The following is a 20,364-nucleotide window of genomic DNA, read 5'->3' as shown; positions in this document are numbered from 1 at the left end:
TCACTATGAATGCAAGCCTCGCATTTTGCAATTTAGCCAATGGTGTAAACCCCGTCATGATTTAGTTGCCAACCTCAGGCAAAGAGTCGCTATTACATTGAATAGATAGACAAATAAGTAGATGAATAGATGAAGCCGAGGCGCGATGGCACAGAAGTTGTTAGTCATGCACTAAGCACTATCTCCACTTCACTATGTCTACTGTCCAAGGGCTAGGAGTCGCCACCATGAAACAGCCAAGCCAGCCCACCGCCCTATCGGTACTCGTCGTCGAAGACAGCAGCTGTGAGCGCCTGATGATAGTGAGTCTGGTGCGCCAGCTCGGCTTTGCGGTATCCAGCTGTGATAACGCGCAGCAGGCATTGGTAAAGCTGCAAGAGACAAGCGTGGATATCATGATTAGTGACTGGCGCATGCCGGGCATGAGTGGCATCACCCTGTGTCAGAGAGTCAAAGGGCTAAGTCAGCCGCCGTTTATCATACTGCTCACGGGCAAGAACCGGACCGAGCACATGATCCAGGGCATTGAAGCCGGCGCCGATGACTTTATCGCCAAACCCTTTCAGGCCTCGGTGCTCAAGGTGCGCCTGCTGGCGGCCAAGCGTCTGGTGAGTCTGCAGCGCAGCCTGGCGGTGCAGAACCATAAGCTACACAGATCGATGCAGATCCAGGAGAGATACCTTGAGCAACTCAAGGAAGATCTCACCAGCGCGGCGCAGCTGCAACGGGCGCTCTTGCCGCCGCAGGATCAACACCTCAACCTTTGGCAGATAAGCTCTCACTTTCAACCCGCCACCAGCCTGGCCGGCGATATCTTTCAATGTTTTGCCATAGATGAAAGCCATCTGGGGTTCTATCTCTTGGATGTGGCCGGTCATGGTATCGCCGCCTCCATGCAGGGTTTCACCCTGGCGCAGCAGCTGTCGCGCCAGCGCGCCGACTGGGAGGCCCTGGACAGCGCCAGGCTCGTCACCCGGCTCAACCAGTTATTTGATGATCCCCAGCAGTGCGGGCGTTTCGCCACACTTATCTTAGGCATAGTCAACTGCCAGAGTGGCGAGCTAGACCTGACCAATGCAGGCCATCCGGCGCCGCTGCTGCTGGATAATCGAGGCAGCGACACGCTCGACGCCGAGCCTCAGCTCCCCATAGGCATAGACAAACACTACCAGTATCGCAGCAGCCGCTATTATCTGAGACCGGATCAGCGACTGCTACTTTACTCAGATGGTCTCTTTGAGAGTCGTCACCCCAAGTTAGGCGAGTTTGGTCAGGCCAGGCTCAAGCGGCTCTGTCATCGGGCGAGCAGCCTGAGCGCCGAGTCGTTGATCAGGCATCTCACCCATAAGGCCAAGCTGTGGCAGCAATCGAGTCCCCAGGACGATACCTCACTGCTGCTACTCACCTTTCATCGCCGCGCCGCGGCGCCCGCAGCGTTATACACCCAAGGGAGGAAAAGCGCATGAACAGCCTAACATTCACCCTGACCGACAAGGCCTGGCAGCAAGATCTGCTCTGCCTGGAACTGGAACAATTCATGTTGCAAAACAGCGTCCTCAAGCAGGAACGCTTCAAGGTGGTCACCTGCATCCTGGAGGCGCTTGGCAATAGCATTAAACACGCCAGCAGCGAGCTGAGTGACATCACAGTGATCCTGCACTGCGACCACGACAAGATCACCGTAGATCTGCTGGACAAGCGCCCGCCCCATAAAGCGAGCGACGAGCCAAACTGCCCTCAGCCCATGGCAGGCTCAGGTCGCGGCCTGTGGATAATGAACAGCTGGATGGATCAGGTGAGGTTTCAACCTTCGGTGCAGGGCAGTCACCTGCGTCTCAGCCTGCTGCGCCGCTGACTTTAGATCATGGTTTAGGCGCGCGAATAAACGCGCGCCTAAACCAGGTCAACTCCCTCTTTCTTTAAAGCTGCTTGACTCGCATCCCACCGCTTAAGCCACTTTTCTCCAGCCCATACTCTCAAAACTTCCTCTAATGCCTCTCTAAACCGACACCTTGGTGAAGATAATCTCAGCCTTGCTAATGCAAAAACGCGCAAGGCGATGCAAAAGCACGCAGGAGCGATGCAAATTGCAATGCACAATTCCAATGCCTTCGCTGACCGTCGGTATAACAAGAGCCAAAATCCAGCTAACATCCTGTAAATAAAGACTTTTAAAACTTGGCCTGGCTTGTGCAACGTCTTAGTCGTCCACCACCGAAACGGTGAGTGACCCAATCCACTAAGATGGCATCGCCAAGGAGTCGACTATGAAATTTATCCCCTTAGCCCATCACAACGCCGCCATGGTGGTGTTGCCGAATCAGGTGATCATGTCCCAAACCGCCACCCTGCGCATGGCCATCATCCGCCAGCTGGAGAGTGGCAGCCACAGACTGGTCATGGATCTGAGTCAGGTGGAGTATATCGACTCCAGCGGCCTCTCTATCCTGATCTCCGTGCTGAAGAAGGCCAAGCAGCTGGGCGGTGATGTGGTGCTGCTTTCCCCAACGCCAGGGGTACGAGCCCTGATCGAGCTGACCCGGCTGCACCAGATCTTTACCCTGTTCGAAAACCGCGAGGCGGCCTGCGAATATATCTGCTCGCCTGCCTCGGCCAAGGCCTCATAGGGAGACACGCCATGTTGTCATTTCAGTTCGGCGCCTATCGGCCAAAAAAGCAAGCGAGTGAGCAACAAAGCAGCTTTTCATTGAGTGGCCATGCCTCTTTGCTCATCTTCTTGCTAACGCTCGCCTCGCTCGGCGGCTGCGTCACCCCGGCCCAGCCCAAACAGCAGGCCTTGTGTCAGCGCCAGCTTGATAGCCAGCCCCAGGACTGCCACTACTATGATGACATGGTGCCCTACAGCCGCCGCTATAGTGAGCAGAAAGATAACAGCAGCCCAAATCAAGACACCCACGGCGATCTGGTAGCCGCAGGCGGCGAGCCCCAATTCTATTCCTTAGATAGTCTAAGCGCTCCCAGGCTGTCGGCCGGGGATCGTCTCAAGATCCAGATCCTCAACGGCGAGGAGTTTAGCGGCGATGTGGAGGTCAATGCCGACGGCTACATCTATCTGCCCTACCTCAACGCCATTCGGGCAGAGGGCGTTGCCATCCCTGAGCTGAAACAGGCGCTCAGCGACGAGCTGATTAAGGAGCAACTCATGCTGGCCGGCACGGTGCGAATCAGCATAATGCCACTGCAATGGGGGGCGATTAACATTCGCGTCTCAGGCGCCGTCTATGAGCCGGGGCAACACAAGATCAATCGCCACAGCGAGGTGGATATCGCCGAGCAGCACGCCAACTTTCATGGCGATAACGCCCAAGGTCGCAGCCTGACCAAGGCGCTGCGCTCCTCTGGCGGCGTGCGCCCCGACGCCGATATTCGCCAGGTGGTGCTTACCCGTCAGGGCAAACAGTATCGGCTGGATCTTAGCGGTATCCTCAGCGGCAAGGAGGTCGACAACCTCATCTTGATGTCCGGGGACCATATTCATGTGCCCGAGACCCACTACTTCGACGACAGCCTGGCGCGCCCGTCGCAGATCACCATTCCGGGGATCCGGGTGTTTATCTCCAACCTGACCCAACCGGCCAGCAGCAACTCTCAGTCGGCGGTGGATACCGAGGCGACCCGATTTCCCTACGGCACCCGGCTGCTGAGCGGCGCCATCGCCGCTAACTGCATGGGCGGCGCCCAAAGCACCAACGCCTCGCGCCACGTGATACTGATCACCAAGAATCCCATGAGCGAGCAGATAGATGTGGTGGAGCGCTCTCTGAGCAGCCTCATCAGCCACTCCTATCAACCCGAGATCAATCCCGTGCTCCTGCCAGGTGACGGCCTGGCCTGCTACGACTCGCGCGTCACCAACCTTCGCGAGGTCGCCCGCACCCTGACGGATCTCTTGGTACCCGTCAGCCTGTTAGGCCTGCTTTAACCGGTAAAGGATGACCATGATGACTACGCCAGCCGCCCCTTCCAGCCTTGCCAAACTTAAGCACTTCCTGGTGACGGGCAGCAAGATGCCCCTCAACCGACGTCGTTGGGTCTACATCAAGACGGCACTGGGCGCACTGGCGCTGATCTGGGGTCTGGTAGGGCTGTTTCTGCTGTTGGCGCCGCCGCGTTACGTGAGCAAGTGGACCCTTATTCTCCCCGGCGCCGGCGCCGGGGCTCAGGTGAGCCTGGACAGCATAGGCCACGCCAGCAGCTCATCCAGCTCCCCCTATCTGAGTAGCGCCATAGATCCCAGGGAAAACTACAAGGCGCTGGCCAGCAGCGAGGTGCTGCTCGCCGCCGCAGCCAGCAGCCTGAGCCTAGCTCCCGGCGAGCTGGGCAAACCTAAGCTTAAGCTGCCCAATCAGACCGGGTTGATGGAGTTTAGTCTGGTCAGCCGCGACGCCGAAAGCGCCCAGCAGAAGGCCTGGGCCCACTACCATGCGCTGCAGCGCCTGCTGGAGACCCTGAGGGAAGATGAGATCAGCCAGCGAGAGAACGGCATCAAGCTGGGGATCGAGGGCTTTGCCCAGAAGGTGAGCCTGAGCCAGCAGAAGATCCTCGCCTTTCAGTCAGAGATAGGCTTGGTGTCGCTGGATCAATTTAAGGAGCTGGCGCTGACCATAGAGCGGCTGCGTCACAAGCGAGTGACCATGGTCGCCAAACAGCAGGGGATGCTCGCCAGCCGCGGCCAGCTGCAGGCCCATCTGGTGCTCTCGCCGGAGCAGGCGGCGGACTTGCTCAAGCTTAAGAATGACCAGCTGTTTCAGCAGTTACTTGTGCTCTACACCGACGCCACCACTATGCTGGCCAAATTCGGCGGTCAATACGGCAACAAGCACCCTCAGGTGGTCACCCAGCGCCACCAGCAACAGACACTGTTCGCCTCGCTGCAGCGTCGCTGCCAGCACCTGCTTGGCTACCGTGACGATGAGCTGATGCTTAAGCTGTCCGCCGACGATCTCGACAGCCGGGCGCAGCTGATGCAGCAGCTACTCAACCTCTCCACCGAGGTGCAGGGGCTGACCCAGGAGATCGCCACCTTAGATGAGCAGATCGCCAACTGGAACGATCGCCTGGCCCACAGCAACGACGATGCGGCTAAGCTCGAGGATCTCCACCGGGAACATCAGCTCGCCACGGCGGTGTTTACCTCGGCGCTGGCCAAGATGGATGTGGGTAAGGCCGACATCTACTCGGCCTATCCCTTGGTGCAGCTGCTGGCGGCCCCCAGCCTGCCCCTCAAGCAAGATCCCATGCACAAACTCCTGGCGCTGATCGGCGGCGCCCTCAGCTCTCTCATGGCAATCGGAGGCCTGGCGGTATTATGGATACGCAAACCTATCATGCAGCGAATAGTGACGAAAAGTTAGTCTACAAGGCGATAACTTGGACCTATGGCTTCTGGCTGCTGGGCGCCATGTATCTGGTCGCCCCTGTGATCGGCTGGGTCTTGCTGCTACGCATGCTCAAACGTTACACCTTCGATGGCGCCCACTATCGCATCACCATGGCGCAGAAGGCCTGGCTGCAGGGGATGTTCGTCATGTTGCTGGTGCTGATCATCGGCCATCTGGAGCAGGCGCTGGGGATCCCTAAGCTGATAAAATCTTCCATCGGCTGGGCCAAGGGCTGGGCGCTGATCGCCATCTTCCCCCTGTTGGGAGCGCTCGATATTCGCCCCAGTATTATCTATCGCGCCCTCTGTGTGGTAGGCAAACACACCCTAATGCTGCTACCGCTGTTTGTGATCGCCTGGCTGATAAAGCTCCCCAGCACCCTCTATGTCTCGCCCTTGAGCATAGTGGGTGGCCCAGGGCCCGAGTTCTTCAGCGTCAGCCTGTATGAGATTGACCCGGGTAGCGGCACCCCGCGCTGGCGCCTGTTCACCCCCTGGGCGCCTGCGCTCGGGCTGATGGGCAACCTGGTCAGCTTGGGGGCCTTACAGGAGTTAACCCCTAAGTTTCGCCGTTATGGCCTGGGCGGCGGCCTTGTGATGATCCTAATCTCCCAGTCGCGCCTCGCCATCATCTGTTATCTGTTTATCCTGGGCTTCTTTGCCCTCATCCGCTGGCATCGCTCCCCCTGGCTCTACCTGCTTGCCAGCCCAGTCACTCTGCTGGGCGGCATGGTGGGCACACAGGTTATCGAATCCATCGACAATACGATTCATGCGGTAAAGGCCGCCAGAGCGGGCTCCACCCGGGTACGTCAGGAACTGGCCAACATCGCTCTGGAGCGCTGGGCCAACGAGGCTGTGCTCTGGGGTCATGGCATCGTCGAGCGCGGCCCCCATCTGGTGGAATATATGCCCATCGGCTCCCACCACACCTGGTATGGTCTGCTGTTTGTCAAAGGCATAGTCGGCGCTATCGCCCTGGCCCTGCCCCTGGGTATCGGCATCTTAAGCCTGCTCAGACCCGCCCTTAACTGTCCCCTGTGCGCCACCGCCCTGGCGTTTCTGAGCATGTTGCTCCTCTATACCTTCGGCGAGAACCTGGAGATCTTGGCCTACCTCTTCTGGCCCGGTCTCATCTTGGTGGGGCTGGCCCACAAACAAGCCGCCCAGGACGGTCAAATCGGCTCCCAGATAGTGGCGGCCGAATCTGCGACAGCTAGCCAGCCGATCTAGGCACTTAATTGAAAAATTGAAAATGAAGACACAAGGCAAAATGCGAACGCTACGTCTGCTGCTTTGCAAAATGCCTCCCTGGGAGTATTGCCGCGATAGAGCCTCTTAGATGAAAAGATAAATACCAAATTAAAAACAGTTGTTTAGTTATTTAACGATGTGATTTAAAAATGTGGCACAGATAGTGAAATGACCAGGAGAGATGTAAAGCTCGTAGCAAGGCTGGTCAACTCGACAACAGCAGCGGCGGAAATGGCGCAGGACGCACAAGGGGAAATCAGATGAACAACATAACCCATCTCTTTATCAGACTCTCAGAGCAGCGCCTCGCCAACGCCCTCTTCTGGCTGGGCTCGGCGCAGATCTTGGGCCGTATCGTCAGACTTGGCGCCAGCATCATCATCGCCAGACTGCTGACCCCAGAGGTGTTCGGAGAGGTCGCCATCATACTCACTTGCTTCGAGCTGCTGGTCACCCCAACCCGGCGCATCAGCTCGGCGGCCCTTATCAAGATGGATAGCTCAGACTATATTGCCAGCCTGGGCAGCGCCAACCGCCTCAATTGGCTCGCCTGCCTGAGCGCCTTAACCATCATGTGCCTGCTGAGCCTTCCCCTGAGCCTCTACTATCACAAACCCGGCCTCATCGCCCCCATGTTGTTGATGGCCAGCAGCTATCTGTTGCTGCCCTTCGGCATGCTGTACGCGGCGCAGAACCTAAAACATAACCGCATGCGAATCGTCGGCCGCGCCGTGCTGTGGCAGACGCTGTTCGATGGCACGCTCACCGCCCTTTTAGCCCTATTCGGCCTAGGCATCTGGGCCATCATAGTGCCTAAGGTGTTGGCCGTGCTCGTCTGGATCTGGGTGCACAGGCAAGACAACCCACTGCCATATCACAGAGGTATTAAAACCAGCTCACTACCAGCGGGCATGACAACACCGCAGATGGCGCGCTTCGGCGTGCAGATAGGCCTTAGCGATCTGCTACTCTTTTTGCGCCAGAACATAGACTATCTGTTAATCGGCTACCTGCTGGGCGTCGAGGCGCTGGGCATCTATTTCTTTGCCTTCAACGCCAGCCTGGGGATCAGCATGGGGCTTATCCAGAGCTACGGCACGGCGCTCTACTCACACCTGTGCGCCGGCGAGAATAAGGCCACTCACTACCTTAAATCATTGAAATTAATCGCCGGGATCAGCCTGCCGATCATCACGCTGCAGGCGCTGCTGGCCCCCTGGTATCTGCCCCTGGTGTATGGCCAGCAATGGATAGATGCCGGCGCCCTGCCCATCTTCCTGCTGCTCTGCCTAAGCGGTCTCACCCGTCCCCTCGGCGAGGCCGCCAGCCAGCTGTTGATCGCCCTGGGCAAGAGCCGATTCAACCTCATCAGCAACGGCGTCTTTACCGCGCTGCTGATGCTGGCCATCTTGCTCGCCAGTCCGTGGGGGCTGGTCGGTATCGCCACGGCGGTACTCGCCCTGCACCTCATTGTGCTGCCCCTGTTTTCCTTCTATCTATACCTCAGCTTGCCCGCCTTCGCGCCGTCGAGCCCTAGCCTTCAAGGAGAGTCATTATGAGTCCTACCGTTTCCGTTGTAATGCCCGTCTACAATGTGCAGGCCTTCGTGGGTGAGGCGATTGAATCTGTGCTCGCCCAGCGTTATACCGACTTCGAGCTGATCTTGGTCAACGACTGCGCCACAGATAACAGCCTCAAGATCTGTCAGCAGGTGCAAGACAGACGGGTGCGCATAGTGCAGCACAAGGTCAACAAGGGGCTGGCCGCCGCTCGCAACACGGGCGTGCGTCACGCCATCGGCAAGTATGTGGCCTTTCTCGATTCCGACGACAAGTGGCACCCCGACAAGCTGGCACGCCATGTGGAGCATCTGGACAGACACCCCTTGGTAGGGATAAGTTTCTCCCGCTCCGCCTTCATGGAACATGACGGCACTCCGACAAACTTCTATCAGATGCCCCAGTTGAATGGCATAGACGCGGCCCACCTCCTATGCCGTAACCCGGTCGGCAACGGCTCAGCGCCAGTGATCCGCCGCGAAACCCTGAATGCCATCCGCTTTCAAATCCGCGACAGCGAAGGCCTGCAGAGCTGCTATTTCGACGAGAGCTTTCGCCAGTCGGAAGATATCGAGTGCTGGCTGCGAATTGTTGCCACCACCAGCTGGCTAATGGCAGGGATCCCCGAGCCGCTCACTTACTATCGTCTTAACCCTGCCGGGCTGTCGGCGGACGTCAATAAGCAGCTGGCCTCCTGGGAGAAGATGATCACCAAGGCGCGCCTGTTTGCCCCCAAGGTGCTGCAACAGCACGAGCGTCACGCCCGCGGTTATCAACTGCGCTACCTGGCGCGCCAATCGATCCGCAGCGGCAACGGCAAGATGGCGGTAAACATGGTTAACCGCGCCCTGATCCATGCGCCGCAGATCCTGCTAAAGGAGACGGGACGCACCCTCACCACCCTAGGCGCCGCCTACCTGTTATGGCTGCTGCCTAAGCCCCTGTACCAGGCCTGCGAGCAACTGGGGCAGGAGATCATCGGCAGGCGTCAGCGCCAGCGGATCGCCAAAGATGGGGTCAAGGGGTCGCTTATCTCCCAGTAACAGAGTTTTCACAGTAACCGTTTTCACAGTAACCGTTTTCACCGTAAGCGTTTTTTCATCACCGCGCCGCCCACTGCCAGCATGAGTGGGCGGCTTCTTTTCAACTGAGCAAAGCAAGACAACTTAGGTACAGTGACAAGTCTGCTAATACCTGACTAATGCCTAACTAATGCCTGGCTATACCTAGCCAATGCCTTGCAAATGCTAAACAGAAAGAATTGCAATACGCGATGCAGGGCGCAACCCGCCCCACTTCAAGATGCGAAAAGACAGCAAGCAAAAATCACTAACCACCTGTTTTACAACAGATATTAAAATTGGCATCCCTTGTGCTATCTAGCCTGTAGACATGATTCATTTTTTAAAGCGAATTAACAAGCGCCAGGCCAGTCAAGCAAGAGGAGCTTCACCATGGGAAATGAGATGCGCGCCGCCCAGTCGGTCACCACCAGCAGCATTGCCAATGTGGACACGAATGCAACCAAAGCCGCTAAAGTCACAGAGGCCAGCTTGGCGAGCAAGCCTGCATCTTTACCTACCATGGTGCGTGCCATAGACCTGATGCTGCTGATGCTAATTCTGCCCATCTGGGCGCCGCTCCTGTTGGCGGCGATATCCTATTGCAGACTCTTTCGCGGCCAAGCGCTGGAAACCATCTACTTCTTCGATGGTCAGAGCCGGGTTCGCCCCCTCTATCGCCTCTATCAGGGGAGTTACCTCGCCGCCCTGCCGAGCATTTGGAACCTTATCAGGGGCGATGTCAGTCTAATAGGCGATCGCCTGCAGCTGGCATTGACTCAAGCACCAGACGCGCCATCTCGTCCAGGCCTCATCAATTTTGAGCAGCTGTACCTGAGAATGGGGCTGAGTTTCGAATCACCAGAAGCGGCGATAGACGGCGCCTTTATAAGTCCCCAGGGCTATCTGCTGGCGCTAGTGCGCGCGCTGACCATGACACTGCTGGCGCCAAGCCTGCCAGGCAGTCGCCACAGCCTCTCCCTGTTCGGGCTTAAGATTGCCAATCTCAGCATGAATCAGCTGCTTGAGCGTATGCTCGCAGCCTGCGAGCAGCAAGGCGCTATGGAGCGCTACTGCTTCGTCAACGCAGATTGCATGAACATCAGCCGCGATAATAAGGCCTATCATCACAACCTGACCCAGGCCGATCTAATCCTGGCCGATGGCCTGGGACTCAGGCTCGCCAGTCGCCTCAAGGGCACGCCGCTTGGGGATAACCTCAACGGCACCGACATGTTCCCGCTGTTGTGTGAGCGCCTGGCCAAGTCCGGCCACGCCATCTACCTGCTAGGTGGCCGCCCCGGCATCGCCCAGCTGACCGCCGACAAGATGCAGGCCAGATACCCGGCGCTCAATATCGCCGGTACCCATCATGGCTATTTAGATTCAGAGCTGGAGACGGCTAAGGTGATCGCACAGATCAACGCCTCCAAGGCCAGTATACTCCTGGTGGCCATGGGCGCGCCCCAGCAGGAGTTGTGGCTGGCCAAACACCAGGCACAGCTCAATGTCGCTGTGGGCATAGGCGTTGGCGGCTTGTTCGACTTCTACTCGGAGCGCATCATACGCGCCCCGCTTTGGGTCCGTCAGATAGGCATGGAGTGGATAGCCCGCCTGCTGGCTGAGCCCGCACGCATGTGGCGCCGCTACCTGCTGGGAAATCCCAGGTTTCTCTATCACGTACTCATTGAAACCATCTCAAACAAGCTGCGCCGTGCGCCGCACTCTTCGCAAACTCAAGCTAGAGCTCAGGCTGGCCAGGCGGCCTTGGCTCGCCAAATAAGCACGCCGAGACTTGATGGTCGCACTCAAGGTGCGCAGCTAAAACGCAGCGCACACGCCCTGAGGCTCAGCCTGAACCGCATCAGCAAGCGCCTGCTGGATATCCTGGGCGCAGGCATATTGCTTGTTCTGCTCACGCCACTGCTGCTGCTTGCCGCGCTGCTGATCCGCCTCGAATCACCTGGGGCCATCCTCTACAGCCAGCAGCGCGCGGGCCTCAACAACAAGCCCTTTACCATGTGGAAGTTTCGCTCAATGTACCAGGATGCCGAGGCGCGACTGGCAGCGCTCAAGGCCAGCAATGAGATGGATGGCGGCGTGCTGTTTAAGATGAAGCGCGATCCCCGCATCACAGGTATCGGCAAGCTGATCCGCAAGGCCTCTATCGATGAGTTGCCGCAGCTATGGAATGTGCTCAAGGGGGAGATGTCGCTGGTCGGCCCCCGCCCGGCGCTGCCCAGCGAGGTGAGTCAGTACAGCCTTAGCGATCGCCGCCGTCTGTCGGTGAAGCCCGGCATCACCTGTATCTGGCAGGTCAGCGGTCGCTCCGACATCCCGTTTGACAAGCAGGTGTTGCTGGATGTGGATTACATCTATCAGCAATCCCTATGGGCCGATATCCGTTTACTGCTAAAAACCATACCCGCCGTGCTGTTCGCCAGGGGCGCCTATTAATCTGTTGTGGAGAGCAATCTTATGCAAGCCATTATCTTAGCCAATCGTTCGGGTCATGAGTTAACGCCGCTGGATCAATACTACTGCCCTGCGCTGCTGCCCGTGGGCAATCGCGCGCTGATTGAGTACACCCTGGACGATCTCTGTAATGCAGGTATCACCCAAGTCAAGCTGGTTCTGGGCCCACAGGCCGGCGACATCGAAGCGCTGCTTGGCAAGGGCGAGCGCTGGGGACTCGATATCGACTACTTTCTCTGTAGGGCGGATGAGCCAGCATCCGAGGTGATCTCCCGTCTGCAATTACCCCCAGAGCAGCCTGCCCTGCTGCTTAGGGGCGATATACTGCGCACGCCAGTGATAAAGGCGTTCATCGACTTTGCCAAGCAGTTTCCCAAGGAACTGGTCAGCGCCAAGATAGCCGGCATGCCTACAGGCATGATCATGCTCCCCGGCGCCAGCGCCAATCTGGATCATCTCAATTGGCCGCTCATCGCCCATCCCAGCGCTACCGCCAGCAAGCCTCAGGGGGTCACCCTGGTACTCCATGGCCACCAGCACCATCTAGACAGCCTGAACGACTACCTGGCCGCCAACCTCAACTTTGCCAGCAATTGCCTGGCGAGGCTCAAACCCCAACAGCGCTTTCAGGCCAACGAAAATGGCGGCGGGTGTTATCTGGCACAGAAGGTACGGTTTAACGGCGCGGCCAATGGCCAGGGCATGATAGGACAATGCAGCCAGCTCGATGACAACGTGCGCCTGGATGGCGACTTCGTGATTGGCGAGCACTGTCTCATCGACGCAGGCGCCCAACTTAGCGACAGCCTGGTACTGCCTAACACCTATGTGGGACGCGACCTCAACCTTCATAGGGCAATCGTCTGCCAAAGCCTGCTGATCAATCTGGAGCACCAGGGCTATATCAGCATAGAGGATGCAAGCCTCATCGCCCCTAACCGCGCGGCGCAGCATCGCCAAGGCATGACTTTTAGTGCCAATGACATAAGCAGAGTAAGGCTAAGTGACAGACTGCTCGCCCTGGCACTCTTGCTACTGACGCTACCACTACAACTGGCCATAGGCGCCTACCTCACGATTCAGTCCAAGCGGCCACTGGTTAGCAGCCAGCACCTGACCAATGACAGAGGGTTAGGTTTCAGGCTCAAGCGCTGGCAAGTCACAAACCCACTGCTGGCCAGCCTGCCGGGCCTGATTCAAGTGTTCAAGGGTAAGCTCGCCCTCTTTGGTAACAGCCCTGATTGCGGCGCCGATTACAGCCCTGCCGACAATGGCAATTTGCATGGACTCGGCGCGACCGTCGGGCTATGGGGACCCGTACAGCTGCTGCTCCCGAACGATGCACCGCTGGAAGAGAAACAGCTGGTCGCCCTTAGCTTTAACGCCGAACCGGGCAAGCTGAAATACCTGAGGCTCATGGCGAGCTGTTTCGCCCAGCCGGCACGCTTATCGCGCGCCAACGCCTAGGCTTCGCTGACGAGTAACGATAGCAAAGCTCACCGATGCCAATACGACACTATGACTCATTCAAAAAAACGTGAATATCTATAGGGATAAGGAGCGCAAGATGAAAACCATCATAACTTACGGCACCTTCGATCTGTTCCACTATGGCCATGTGCGCCTGCTTGCCAGGCTCAAGCAACTTGGCGACAAGCTGATCGTCTGCGTCTCTACCGACGAGTTTAATGCCCAAAAGGGCAAGGCCGCCTTCTTCAGCTACCAGCAGCGCGCCGAAATACTGGCCGCCTGCCGCTATGTGGATCTCGTGTTGCCCGAGACCCACTGGGGTCAGAAAGTCACTGATATTGAAAAATATAGTGTCGATATCTTCGCTATCGGCGATGACTGGCGGGGACATTTCGATCATCTTCAACACCTGTGTGAGGTGATCTACCTGCCCCGCACCGACGAGATCTCGACAACCGAAATAAAAAACGATCTCGCCTTCTTACCGCCCTTTCCCGATGCCTCAAACGATTAGGCTGCTCAGATTAACGAGACTTAGGAGGCGATATGAAGCGACTATTGGTTATCATGAAGCGGTCTGGGGCCAAGCTAGTGGCACTGATAAAGGCACTGGTCACCCAGGGCATCTATCAGCTGTCTGCCTACGCCCCCCGCAGCCACAAGGCGGTCTTTGGCAGCTATAAGAATCGTTTCACCGACAATAGCAAGTACCTCTACCTGCACTGGCGCCGCGAGGCCTTTATCCGCTGCATCTGGATAAGTGGCGACAAAGCGCTGATTAAGCGCCTCCAAGCCCAGGGCCATGAGGCCTACCCTCGCCGCTCCCTGCAAGGCATCTATCACTGCCTGACGGCAAAGTATTACTTTTACAGCAGCTATCTGGGGGATATTAATCAACATCTGGGGAAAGGTGCGATAAAGGTAAACCTCTGGCACGGCTCGCCAATGAAGAAGATTGAGTTCGATATCGACTCGGGCCCGCTGGCCGAGATCTACCACGCCCCCAAGCCTGCCAGGTTCAATTACCATCAGCAGCATATTCGCCCGGATCTGATGCTCAGCCCCAGCGCCCAGATGAGTCGCTGCTTCCAGAGCGCCTTTCGGCTCAAGCCCGAGCAACTGCTCAGGGCCAGTTATCCACGTACCGATTATTTTAGCCGCTCCCCAAACGCGGCCACGCCCCTCAGCCAGCTGATTGGTCGTCCCTTTAAACAGGTGATTCTCTACGCTCCCTCCTGGCGTGACACAGGCCTTAAGGAGCAAGCCAACCAGACCAGTCCCTATGACCAGGCCTTTAACTGGGCCAAGCTTTCGGTGAGCCTGCGGGCCAATGGTCAGGTGCTGCTGCTAAGGTTTCACCCCAACGAGGCCCATCTGGCCGGGCGCTACAGCCATTTTGCCAACATCATAGATATCTCCCAAAGAGAGGATGTGTACGATATTTTTGGTCAGATAGACCTTTTGATCACAGACACCTCATCGCTGTTTATCGATGCTCTCTACCATGGCTTAACTTTTCGTATGTACGACCTGGATAGCGGCAAACAGAGCCTGCATCAGCAACAAGAGCAAGCGGTCGCAGCGGAGCGCAGCCTGTATGACTACGCTGCATCGCTCCCCTTGCTGGATAAGACGCGTGCCCGCCATTGGCATCTTAAGGATTTTGGCGAGCTGCTGACATTTTTAGCCGCGGGAGACTTTAGCGTGAAGGCAGAAGAGATGGAGGATTATCGCCAACTGGCCGAAACCTACTGGCAGGCCGATGCGCCGAGCAGTTTCGGCGCCTTGGAGCAATGGATGAGGCAAACGAGTGGCCAGACACACTGGGTCGGCGCTCAAGAGGCCTAGGCCGACTCGAGCCAGGTGCTCTGCCAGAGTTTTAGCCAGAATTTTAGCTAGGCCAGCAGCCCCTGCCGGATTAAGTAATCAACGACCTGCTGTGCACATTCTTCTATTGTCTGCTCGGCGGTTTTTACATGCACCTCGGGGGAAACCGGCGCCTCGTAGGCAGAATCGATACCGGTAAAGTGTTTAATCTCACCGGCGCGCGCCTTCTTGTAGAGCCCCTTGGGGTCGCGCTGCTCACACACCTCAAGCGGCGTATCGATAAAGACCTCGATAAACTGATGGGCCGACAGCAGATCTCTCACCAGCTGACGATCGGCACTAAATGGTGAGATGAAGGCGGTCGATACCAAAGTACCGGCATCGACAAACAGCTTGGCCACCTCGCCGATACGGCGGATGTTCTCGACCCTGTCCTCATCGGAAAACCCCAGGTCACCGTTGAGTCCATGGCGCACATTATCGCCATCAAGCACATAAGTGTTGCAGCCCTTGTCATGGAGCAGACGGTCGACCGCGTTGGCTACCGTCGATTTACCCGAGCCACTCAGACCGGTAAACCAGAGTACGGCGCCTTTGTGGCCGTTGGCCTGCTCGCGCTCAGCGTGAGTCACGCTGGCCTGATGCCACTGAACATCGCTGGATTTCACATTAACATCGACTGTCTTATAGGGGGACATCGGCTTTCCTTAACGGGTTAACTGCAATCACGATGGGCGAAACTCATCGTCTCGCCCCTCGTCTAAAACGGGAAAAACAAGGGCACTGTCAGTAGAACTATGGCCCCATAGGTCAGGCTCACGGGCACGCCTACCTTAACAAAATCCATCAGGCGATAGCGACCGGCGTTATACACCATAAGGTTGGTCTGATAACCATAGGGGCTGATGAAGCTGCCGCTGGCGGCAAAAGCCACCGTCATCACGAAGGGTAAGAAATCCACCCCGAAGCCCAGTGCTATGCTGTAGGCGATAGGGAACATCAGCGCCGCCGCCGCGTTATTAGTGATAAGCTCTGTCATCAGCCAGGTGGCGAGATAAACCAGCAATAACGCCAGCATCAGATGTTCTTTCTCCGCCGTCCCCTCTACCCAGCTGGCCACCAGCTCGGCCACACCGCTGTTGACCAGGGCATGGGAGAGCAAGATGGCCGAGGCCACCACCAGCCAGATATCCACCGGGAAGCGGCGCACCACTTCGTTGACGTTGAGGCACTGGGTGAAGATCAACACGCCCAGCAGCAGCAACATCCCTTGGAGCATCTCCACCACGCCTGTGGCGGCGAGCACCAGTGTCAAGACGAAGCCGCCGATAGAGATCCAGGCCTTCTTGCCGTTGTTACGGGTCTCGGGCTCAACGCCACTGATGACGATAAAGTTCTTGCTGATGTTGTGGCGGGTAAGGAAGTCCTTACCGACGGCCAGCACTAAGAAGTCGCCCGCCTTGATCTGCACCTCACCGAGCTTACCCGAGATCTCTTCGCCGTCACGGCGAATGGCCACGGCGGCGGCGTCAAAAAGGGCGCGAAAGCCTGCCTTCTTCATGGTCTTACCCACCAGCACGCTCTCTTGCTTTACCACCACTTCGGTGAGGTTGCTGTCGAGCAGGCCATTTTTTTCGGCAAACATCTCAAGGCCAGAGAACTGACTAAGCTGCATCACCTTGGCAATGTCGCCGCTGAAGATCAGCCTGTCATCCTGCTGCAGCACCTCGGTGGGCGTCACCGGGCTGATGAGGCGGCCATTACGCACCACCTCGACCAGGAACAAGGATTCGAGGTGTCTCAGGCCGTTGTCTTCCACCGAACGACCAATCAGCTCGGAGCCCGCCACTACCTTGGCATCGATAAAGTAGCCCTTGGAGCAGGTCTCCTGGTGGGCGATATCCGGCAGCCATCTTGAGGCGATACGCAGCACCAGACCACAGCCCAGCACCAGCAAGGCGCCGATGGCCGTAAAAGAGAAGAAAGAGAGCGACTGACCTGAGGCATCAATCACCATACTGTTGACGATAAGGTTGGTCGAGGTGCCCACCAGGGTCAGGGTACCGCCCAGTATCGCCGCATAAGACAGGGGGAGTAATAACTTACTCGCCACATGGTGCGGGTTATTGCGAATGGGCGACAACAGGGTTGCCACCACGGCGGTATTGTTGAGCAGAGCCGAGCTCAGTGCCGTCATGGCGTACAGACGTAGCCAGGTGGTACGGTAGCCGCTAACGATCACTTTGGCGGCGATGACCCGCAGCAGCCGGGTCTTCTCCAATGCAAAGGAGCAGAGGATCAGCAGTACCAAGGTCACCAGACCAGGATTAGACATGCTGGAGAGCAGTTGCTCCTTGGTCACCAGATTAAACGCCACCAGCACCAACAAGGTCACGCCAAACACCAGCGCCGGCCGGTTTTGGAAACGCACCAACCCCACGATGGTCGCGAGGAAGATGGCGATGGTGAGATAAGCGTTAAATGTCATAGTTTGCTTTCTTAAGCCTCAGGCTAACTGTCGCAGGTCGGTGTTTGCCATCAAAACGATACTAAACACCTTACTTAGTGCTAGCCCTTGGCCTCAACTGTCCATAACTGATATCGGTGACTGATATCTGTCACTAATATCTGCCACTAAGATATAGGTAATTAGGCCTTGGAAATATCCTTCACACCCCAGTGAGGGAAATGCTTACGCACTAAGGCGTTCATCTCCAGCTCGAAGGCCGAGATCTCACGTTGCTTGCCCTTGCCAGCGTCGATCGCCTTGCGGATCATACCCGCGCCCACAGTCACATTGGTGAGCCTGTCGATGATGATGAAGGCACCGGTGGCACGGTTATCTTCATAGGCATCAAACTGCACAGGCTCAGTAACCGAGAAGTGACAGTTGCCCATCTCATTCAGGGCCAGTTGCTGGGTGCTGTGCTGGGTCAGATGGTTGATATCCACCTTGTAGTTGATGGCATCGGCATAGCCGTATACCGCCTTGCTGCCAAGCTTAAGCGCATATTCTCTGTCGACACACAGGGGCTCTTCGGTCATCCACACCACGTCGGCCTCGAAATGCGTGGTCGAGTTCGGCTTATCGTGGGGGCGCACCAACATGTCGCCGCGGCTGACGTCTATCTCATCGGTGAGCGTTAAGGTCACCGCCTGTCCTGCTACAGCTTTCTCGAGCTCGCCATCGAAGGTCACGATTGACTTGATACGGCTCTCTTTGCCTGATGGTAAGGCTGCAATGGTGTCGCCGACACGGATCTCGCCAGATGCCACTGTGCCGCAGAAACCTCTGAAGTCGAGGTTTGGACGATTGACATATTGCACCTGAAAGCGGAAGGATTCGCTCCTGTCCTGCTCGACAGAAACTGTGTTGAGTAGCTTGATAAGCGTCGAGCCTGGATACCATGTCATGTTCTCGCTCTCGTTCACCACGTTATCGCCCTTGAGCGCCGAGATCGGCACGAAGCGCACGTCGGTAAAGGCAAGATCTTTGGCAAACTCGCGATACGCCTTCTTGATCCCCTGATAGATCCCTTGGTCGTAGCCGACCGCATCCATCTTGTTGATGGCGATGATCACATGCTTAATTCCAAGCTGTGAGCAGATGTAGCTGTGACGACGTGTCTGTACCTGCACCCCGTGACGGGCGTCGATCAGGATAATCGCCAGATCGGAAGTCGAGGCACCCGTAGCCATGTTGCGGGTGTACTGCTCGTGGCCAGGGGTGTCGGCGATGATAAATTTACGCTGCTCGGTGGCGAAATAGCGGTAGGCCACATCGATAGTGATCCCCTGCTCGCGCTCAGACTGCAGACCGTCGACCAGTAGCGCCAAGTCAAAGGCCTGATCTGTGGTGTTGAAACGCTTGGAATCTTTCTCGATAGCCGCCATCTGATCTTCGAAGATCATCTTGCTATCGAACAACAAGCGGCCTATCAGGGTCGACTTACCATCGTCCACGCTGCCACAGGTCAAGATGCGCAACATATCTTTGTTTTCGTGAAGCTTTAGGTAACCTTCGATGTCGGTCTGCAATAATGTGTTTTCAGTCGTCATGGTATTTCTCGTATTCGTTATCTGCTGCGTACTTGGCCAATGGGCCTTCAATGCGATGCCTTAAGTTAGAAGTAGCCTTCCATCTTCTTCTTTTCCATCGAGCCGGCGGAGTCGTTATCGATCACCCGTCCCTGACGCTCTGAGGTAGTACACAACAACATCTCCTGGATAATTTCTGGCAGGGTTGTCGCCTGAGATTCGACGGCGCCGGTGAGCGGATAACAGCCCAAGGTTCTGAAACGCACCATCTTCTGCTCTACGGTTTCACCTGGCTCAAGCTCCATACGATCATCGTCGACCATGATCAAGGTGCCATCACGCTTCACAACCGGGCGAGGCTCGGCGAGATACAGCGATGGGATCTCGATATTTTCCAGATAGATATATTGCCAGATATCCAGTTCGGTCCAGTTAGACAGCGGGAACACCCGGATACTCTCGCCCTTATCGACCTTACCGTTATAGATGTTCCACAGCTCGGGGCGCTGATTCTTAGGATCCCAGCGATGCTTGCTGTCGCGGAACGAGTAGACGCGCTCCTTGGCGCGGGACTTCTCTTCGTCGCGGCGGGCACCACCAAAGGCGGCATCGAAACCATGCATGTCCAGCGCCTGCTTAAGGCCCTCAGTCTTCATGATATCCGTATGTTTGGCACTGCCATGGGTAAAGGGCGAGATGTTCATCTCAAGGCCACGGGGATTCTTATGTACGATAAGATCGAAACCATATTGTTTGGCCATGCGATCGCGAAACTCGATCATCTCGCGGAACTTCCAGTTGGTATCGACATGCAATAAAGGAAACGGAATTTTGCCAGGATAAAATGCCTTGCGCGCCAGATGCAGCAACACAGAAGAGTCTTTACCAACGGAATAGAGCATCACGGGATTTTCAAACTCTGCGGCAACTTCACGCATGATCTGAATCGATTCAGCCTCGAGTTGTTTAAGATGGGTTTGCTGTGTAGACATATGGCTTTCCGTTTTATTCCAATGTTATCAATTTGCTATTAACCAAGATGCCAACCTACTCTACATTTCATTCAACATAAAATCTAAGCGTGGTTAACCAAAAATCGGCCTAAACAGGATAATACCAGCACGGAGTCGTTTTAGAAGTTATAAATATTAATTTATTTATACCAAAAAGAAATAACAAGTAATCGAAGAGAAGATGGAATAGAAGTTGAGATGTTTGGAGATTGGAAATTAAGGCATGGGGTCGAGGGTCGAGGGTCGAGGGTCGAGGGTCGAGGGTC

16 protein-coding genes are annotated in these 20,364 nt (G+C 56.5%); 12 read left to right on the top strand and 4 right to left on the bottom strand.

Features of this window, described 5'->3' with window-relative positions; genetic code table 11:
- Positions 1-227: 227 nt before the first annotated feature.
- The 12 genes from K0H80_RS07140 (at position 228) to K0H80_RS07085 (ending at position 15,068) form a co-directional block, all read left to right on the top strand.
- Positions 228-1,466, top strand: a complete 1,239-nt coding sequence (locus tag K0H80_RS07140) for a PP2C family protein-serine/threonine phosphatase (RefSeq protein WP_220073550.1) — start codon at positions 228-230, stop codon at positions 1,464-1,466.
- On the top strand, positions 1,463-1,855 hold the full coding sequence (locus K0H80_RS07135; protein WP_220073549.1) for an ATP-binding protein: 393 nt from the start codon (positions 1,463-1,465) through the stop codon (positions 1,853-1,855). Before K0H80_RS07140 ends, K0H80_RS07135 begins: the two co-directional genes overlap by 4 nt.
- A 412-nt stretch (positions 1,856-2,267) precedes the next feature.
- Positions 2,268-2,627, top strand: coding sequence for an STAS domain-containing protein (locus K0H80_RS07130; protein WP_220073548.1), 360 nt, complete (start codon positions 2,268-2,270; stop codon positions 2,625-2,627).
- Positions 2,628-2,638: 11 nt separating this feature from the next.
- Positions 2,639-3,943, top strand: a complete 1,305-nt coding sequence (locus K0H80_RS07125; protein WP_220073547.1) for a polysaccharide biosynthesis/export family protein — start codon at positions 2,639-2,641, stop codon at positions 3,941-3,943.
- Positions 3,944-3,959: 16 nt separating this feature from the next.
- Complete coding sequence (locus tag K0H80_RS07120) at positions 3,960-5,375, top strand: GumC domain-containing protein (RefSeq protein WP_258406196.1); 1,416 nt, start codon at positions 3,960-3,962, stop codon at positions 5,373-5,375.
- Positions 5,330-6,634: an O-antigen ligase family protein gene (locus K0H80_RS07115; RefSeq protein WP_220073546.1), complete on the top strand. Its 1,305-nt coding sequence runs from the start codon at positions 5,330-5,332 to the stop codon at positions 6,632-6,634. Before K0H80_RS07120 ends, K0H80_RS07115 begins: the two co-directional genes overlap by 46 nt.
- Before the next feature lie 281 nt (positions 6,635-6,915).
- Positions 6,916-8,214: an oligosaccharide flippase family protein gene (locus K0H80_RS07110; RefSeq protein ID WP_220073545.1), complete on the top strand. Its 1,299-nt coding sequence runs from the start codon at positions 6,916-6,918 to the stop codon at positions 8,212-8,214.
- Complete coding sequence (locus tag K0H80_RS07105; RefSeq protein WP_220073544.1) at positions 8,211-9,257, top strand: glycosyltransferase family 2 protein; 1,047 nt, start codon at positions 8,211-8,213, stop codon at positions 9,255-9,257. Before K0H80_RS07110 ends, K0H80_RS07105 begins: the two co-directional genes overlap by 4 nt.
- Positions 9,258-9,668: 411 nt before the next feature.
- Positions 9,669-11,732, top strand: coding sequence for a WecB/TagA/CpsF family glycosyltransferase (locus K0H80_RS07100; protein WP_258406195.1), 2,064 nt, complete (start codon positions 9,669-9,671; stop codon positions 11,730-11,732).
- 21 nt (positions 11,733-11,753) lie between these two features.
- Positions 11,754-13,217, top strand: a complete 1,464-nt coding sequence (locus tag K0H80_RS07095) for a sugar phosphate nucleotidyltransferase (protein WP_220073543.1) — start codon at positions 11,754-11,756, stop codon at positions 13,215-13,217.
- Positions 13,218-13,317: 100 nt separating this feature from the next.
- The gene (gene tagD, locus K0H80_RS07090) at positions 13,318-13,734 is read left to right on the top strand and encodes a glycerol-3-phosphate cytidylyltransferase (protein ID WP_220073542.1); all 417 of its coding nucleotides are present in this window, start codon (positions 13,318-13,320) and stop codon (positions 13,732-13,734) included.
- A gap of 32 nt (positions 13,735-13,766) precedes the next feature.
- Positions 13,767-15,068 (top strand): CDP-glycerol glycerophosphotransferase family protein, encoded by a 1,302-nt coding sequence (locus tag K0H80_RS07085; protein ID WP_258406194.1) that lies wholly within the window; start codon positions 13,767-13,769, stop codon positions 15,066-15,068.
- Between the two features lie 47 nt (positions 15,069-15,115).
- On the opposite strand, the gene cysC is transcribed toward K0H80_RS07085, so the two are convergent.
- From cysC to cysD, 4 genes are all read right to left on the bottom strand, one after another.
- Positions 15,116-15,745: an adenylyl-sulfate kinase gene (cysC, locus tag K0H80_RS07080; RefSeq protein ID WP_220073541.1), complete on the bottom strand. Its 630-nt coding sequence runs from the start codon at positions 15,743-15,745 to the stop codon at positions 15,116-15,118.
- Positions 15,746-15,807: 62 nt separating this feature from the next.
- Positions 15,808-17,535 carry an SLC13 family permease gene (locus K0H80_RS07075; protein ID WP_220073540.1) on the bottom strand — a complete coding sequence of 576 codons (1,728 nt, stop codon included), beginning with the start codon at positions 17,533-17,535 and terminating at the stop codon, positions 15,808-15,810.
- A 161-nt stretch (positions 17,536-17,696) separates the two neighbouring features.
- Entirely contained in the window at positions 17,697-19,106 is a 1,410-nt protein-coding gene (gene cysN, locus K0H80_RS07070) for a sulfate adenylyltransferase subunit CysN (protein WP_220073539.1), read from the bottom strand.
- A gap of 65 nt (positions 19,107-19,171) precedes the next feature.
- Entirely contained in the window at positions 19,172-20,077 is a 906-nt protein-coding gene (gene cysD, locus K0H80_RS07065; RefSeq protein WP_220073538.1) for a sulfate adenylyltransferase subunit CysD, read from the bottom strand.
- Positions 20,078-20,364 lie beyond the last annotated feature (287 nt).

This window comes from Shewanella aegiceratis (genome assembly GCF_019457495.1).
Lineage (GTDB): Bacteria > Pseudomonadota > Gammaproteobacteria > Enterobacterales > Shewanellaceae > Shewanella > Shewanella loihica.
Note: the sequence above shows the minus strand (reverse complement) of the source record. Positions and strands in the feature narration are given on the sequence as shown.

Bases quoted from the DNA above. Each gene is read 5' to 3' on its own strand.
- cysD (WP_220073538.1), bottom strand. From the start codon at position 20,077: ATGTCTACACAGCAAACCCATCTTAAACAACTCGAGGCTGAATCGATT.
- K0H80_RS07100 (WP_258406195.1), top strand. From the start codon at position 9,669: ATGGGAAATGAGATGCGCGCCGCCCAGTCGGTCACCACCAGCAGCATT.
- cysN (WP_220073539.1), bottom strand. From the start codon at position 19,106: ATGACGACTGAAAACACATTATTGCAGACCGACATCGAAGGTTACCTA.
- tagD (WP_220073542.1), top strand. From the start codon at position 13,318: ATGAAAACCATCATAACTTACGGCACCTTCGATCTGTTCCACTATGGC.
- cysC (WP_220073541.1), bottom strand. From the start codon at position 15,745: ATGTCCCCCTATAAGACAGTCGATGTTAATGTGAAATCCAGCGATGTT.
- K0H80_RS07120 (WP_258406196.1), top strand. From the start codon at position 3,960: ATGATGACTACGCCAGCCGCCCCTTCCAGCCTTGCCAAACTTAAGCAC.
- K0H80_RS07095 (WP_220073543.1), top strand. From the start codon at position 11,754: ATGCAAGCCATTATCTTAGCCAATCGTTCGGGTCATGAGTTAACGCCG.
- K0H80_RS07110 (WP_220073545.1), top strand. From the start codon at position 6,916: ATGAACAACATAACCCATCTCTTTATCAGACTCTCAGAGCAGCGCCTC.
- K0H80_RS07130 (WP_220073548.1), top strand. From the start codon at position 2,268: ATGAAATTTATCCCCTTAGCCCATCACAACGCCGCCATGGTGGTGTTG.
- K0H80_RS07125 (WP_220073547.1), top strand. From the start codon at position 2,639: ATGTTGTCATTTCAGTTCGGCGCCTATCGGCCAAAAAAGCAAGCGAGT.
- K0H80_RS07105 (WP_220073544.1), top strand. From the start codon at position 8,211: ATGAGTCCTACCGTTTCCGTTGTAATGCCCGTCTACAATGTGCAGGCC.
- K0H80_RS07135 (WP_220073549.1), top strand. From the start codon at position 1,463: ATGAACAGCCTAACATTCACCCTGACCGACAAGGCCTGGCAGCAAGAT.
- K0H80_RS07115 (WP_220073546.1), top strand. From the start codon at position 5,330: ATGGATACGCAAACCTATCATGCAGCGAATAGTGACGAAAAGTTAGTC.
- K0H80_RS07085 (WP_258406194.1), top strand. From the start codon at position 13,767: ATGAAGCGACTATTGGTTATCATGAAGCGGTCTGGGGCCAAGCTAGTG.
- K0H80_RS07140 (WP_220073550.1), top strand. From the start codon at position 228: ATGAAACAGCCAAGCCAGCCCACCGCCCTATCGGTACTCGTCGTCGAA.
- K0H80_RS07075 (WP_220073540.1), bottom strand. From the start codon at position 17,535: ATGACATTTAACGCTTATCTCACCATCGCCATCTTCCTCGCGACCATC.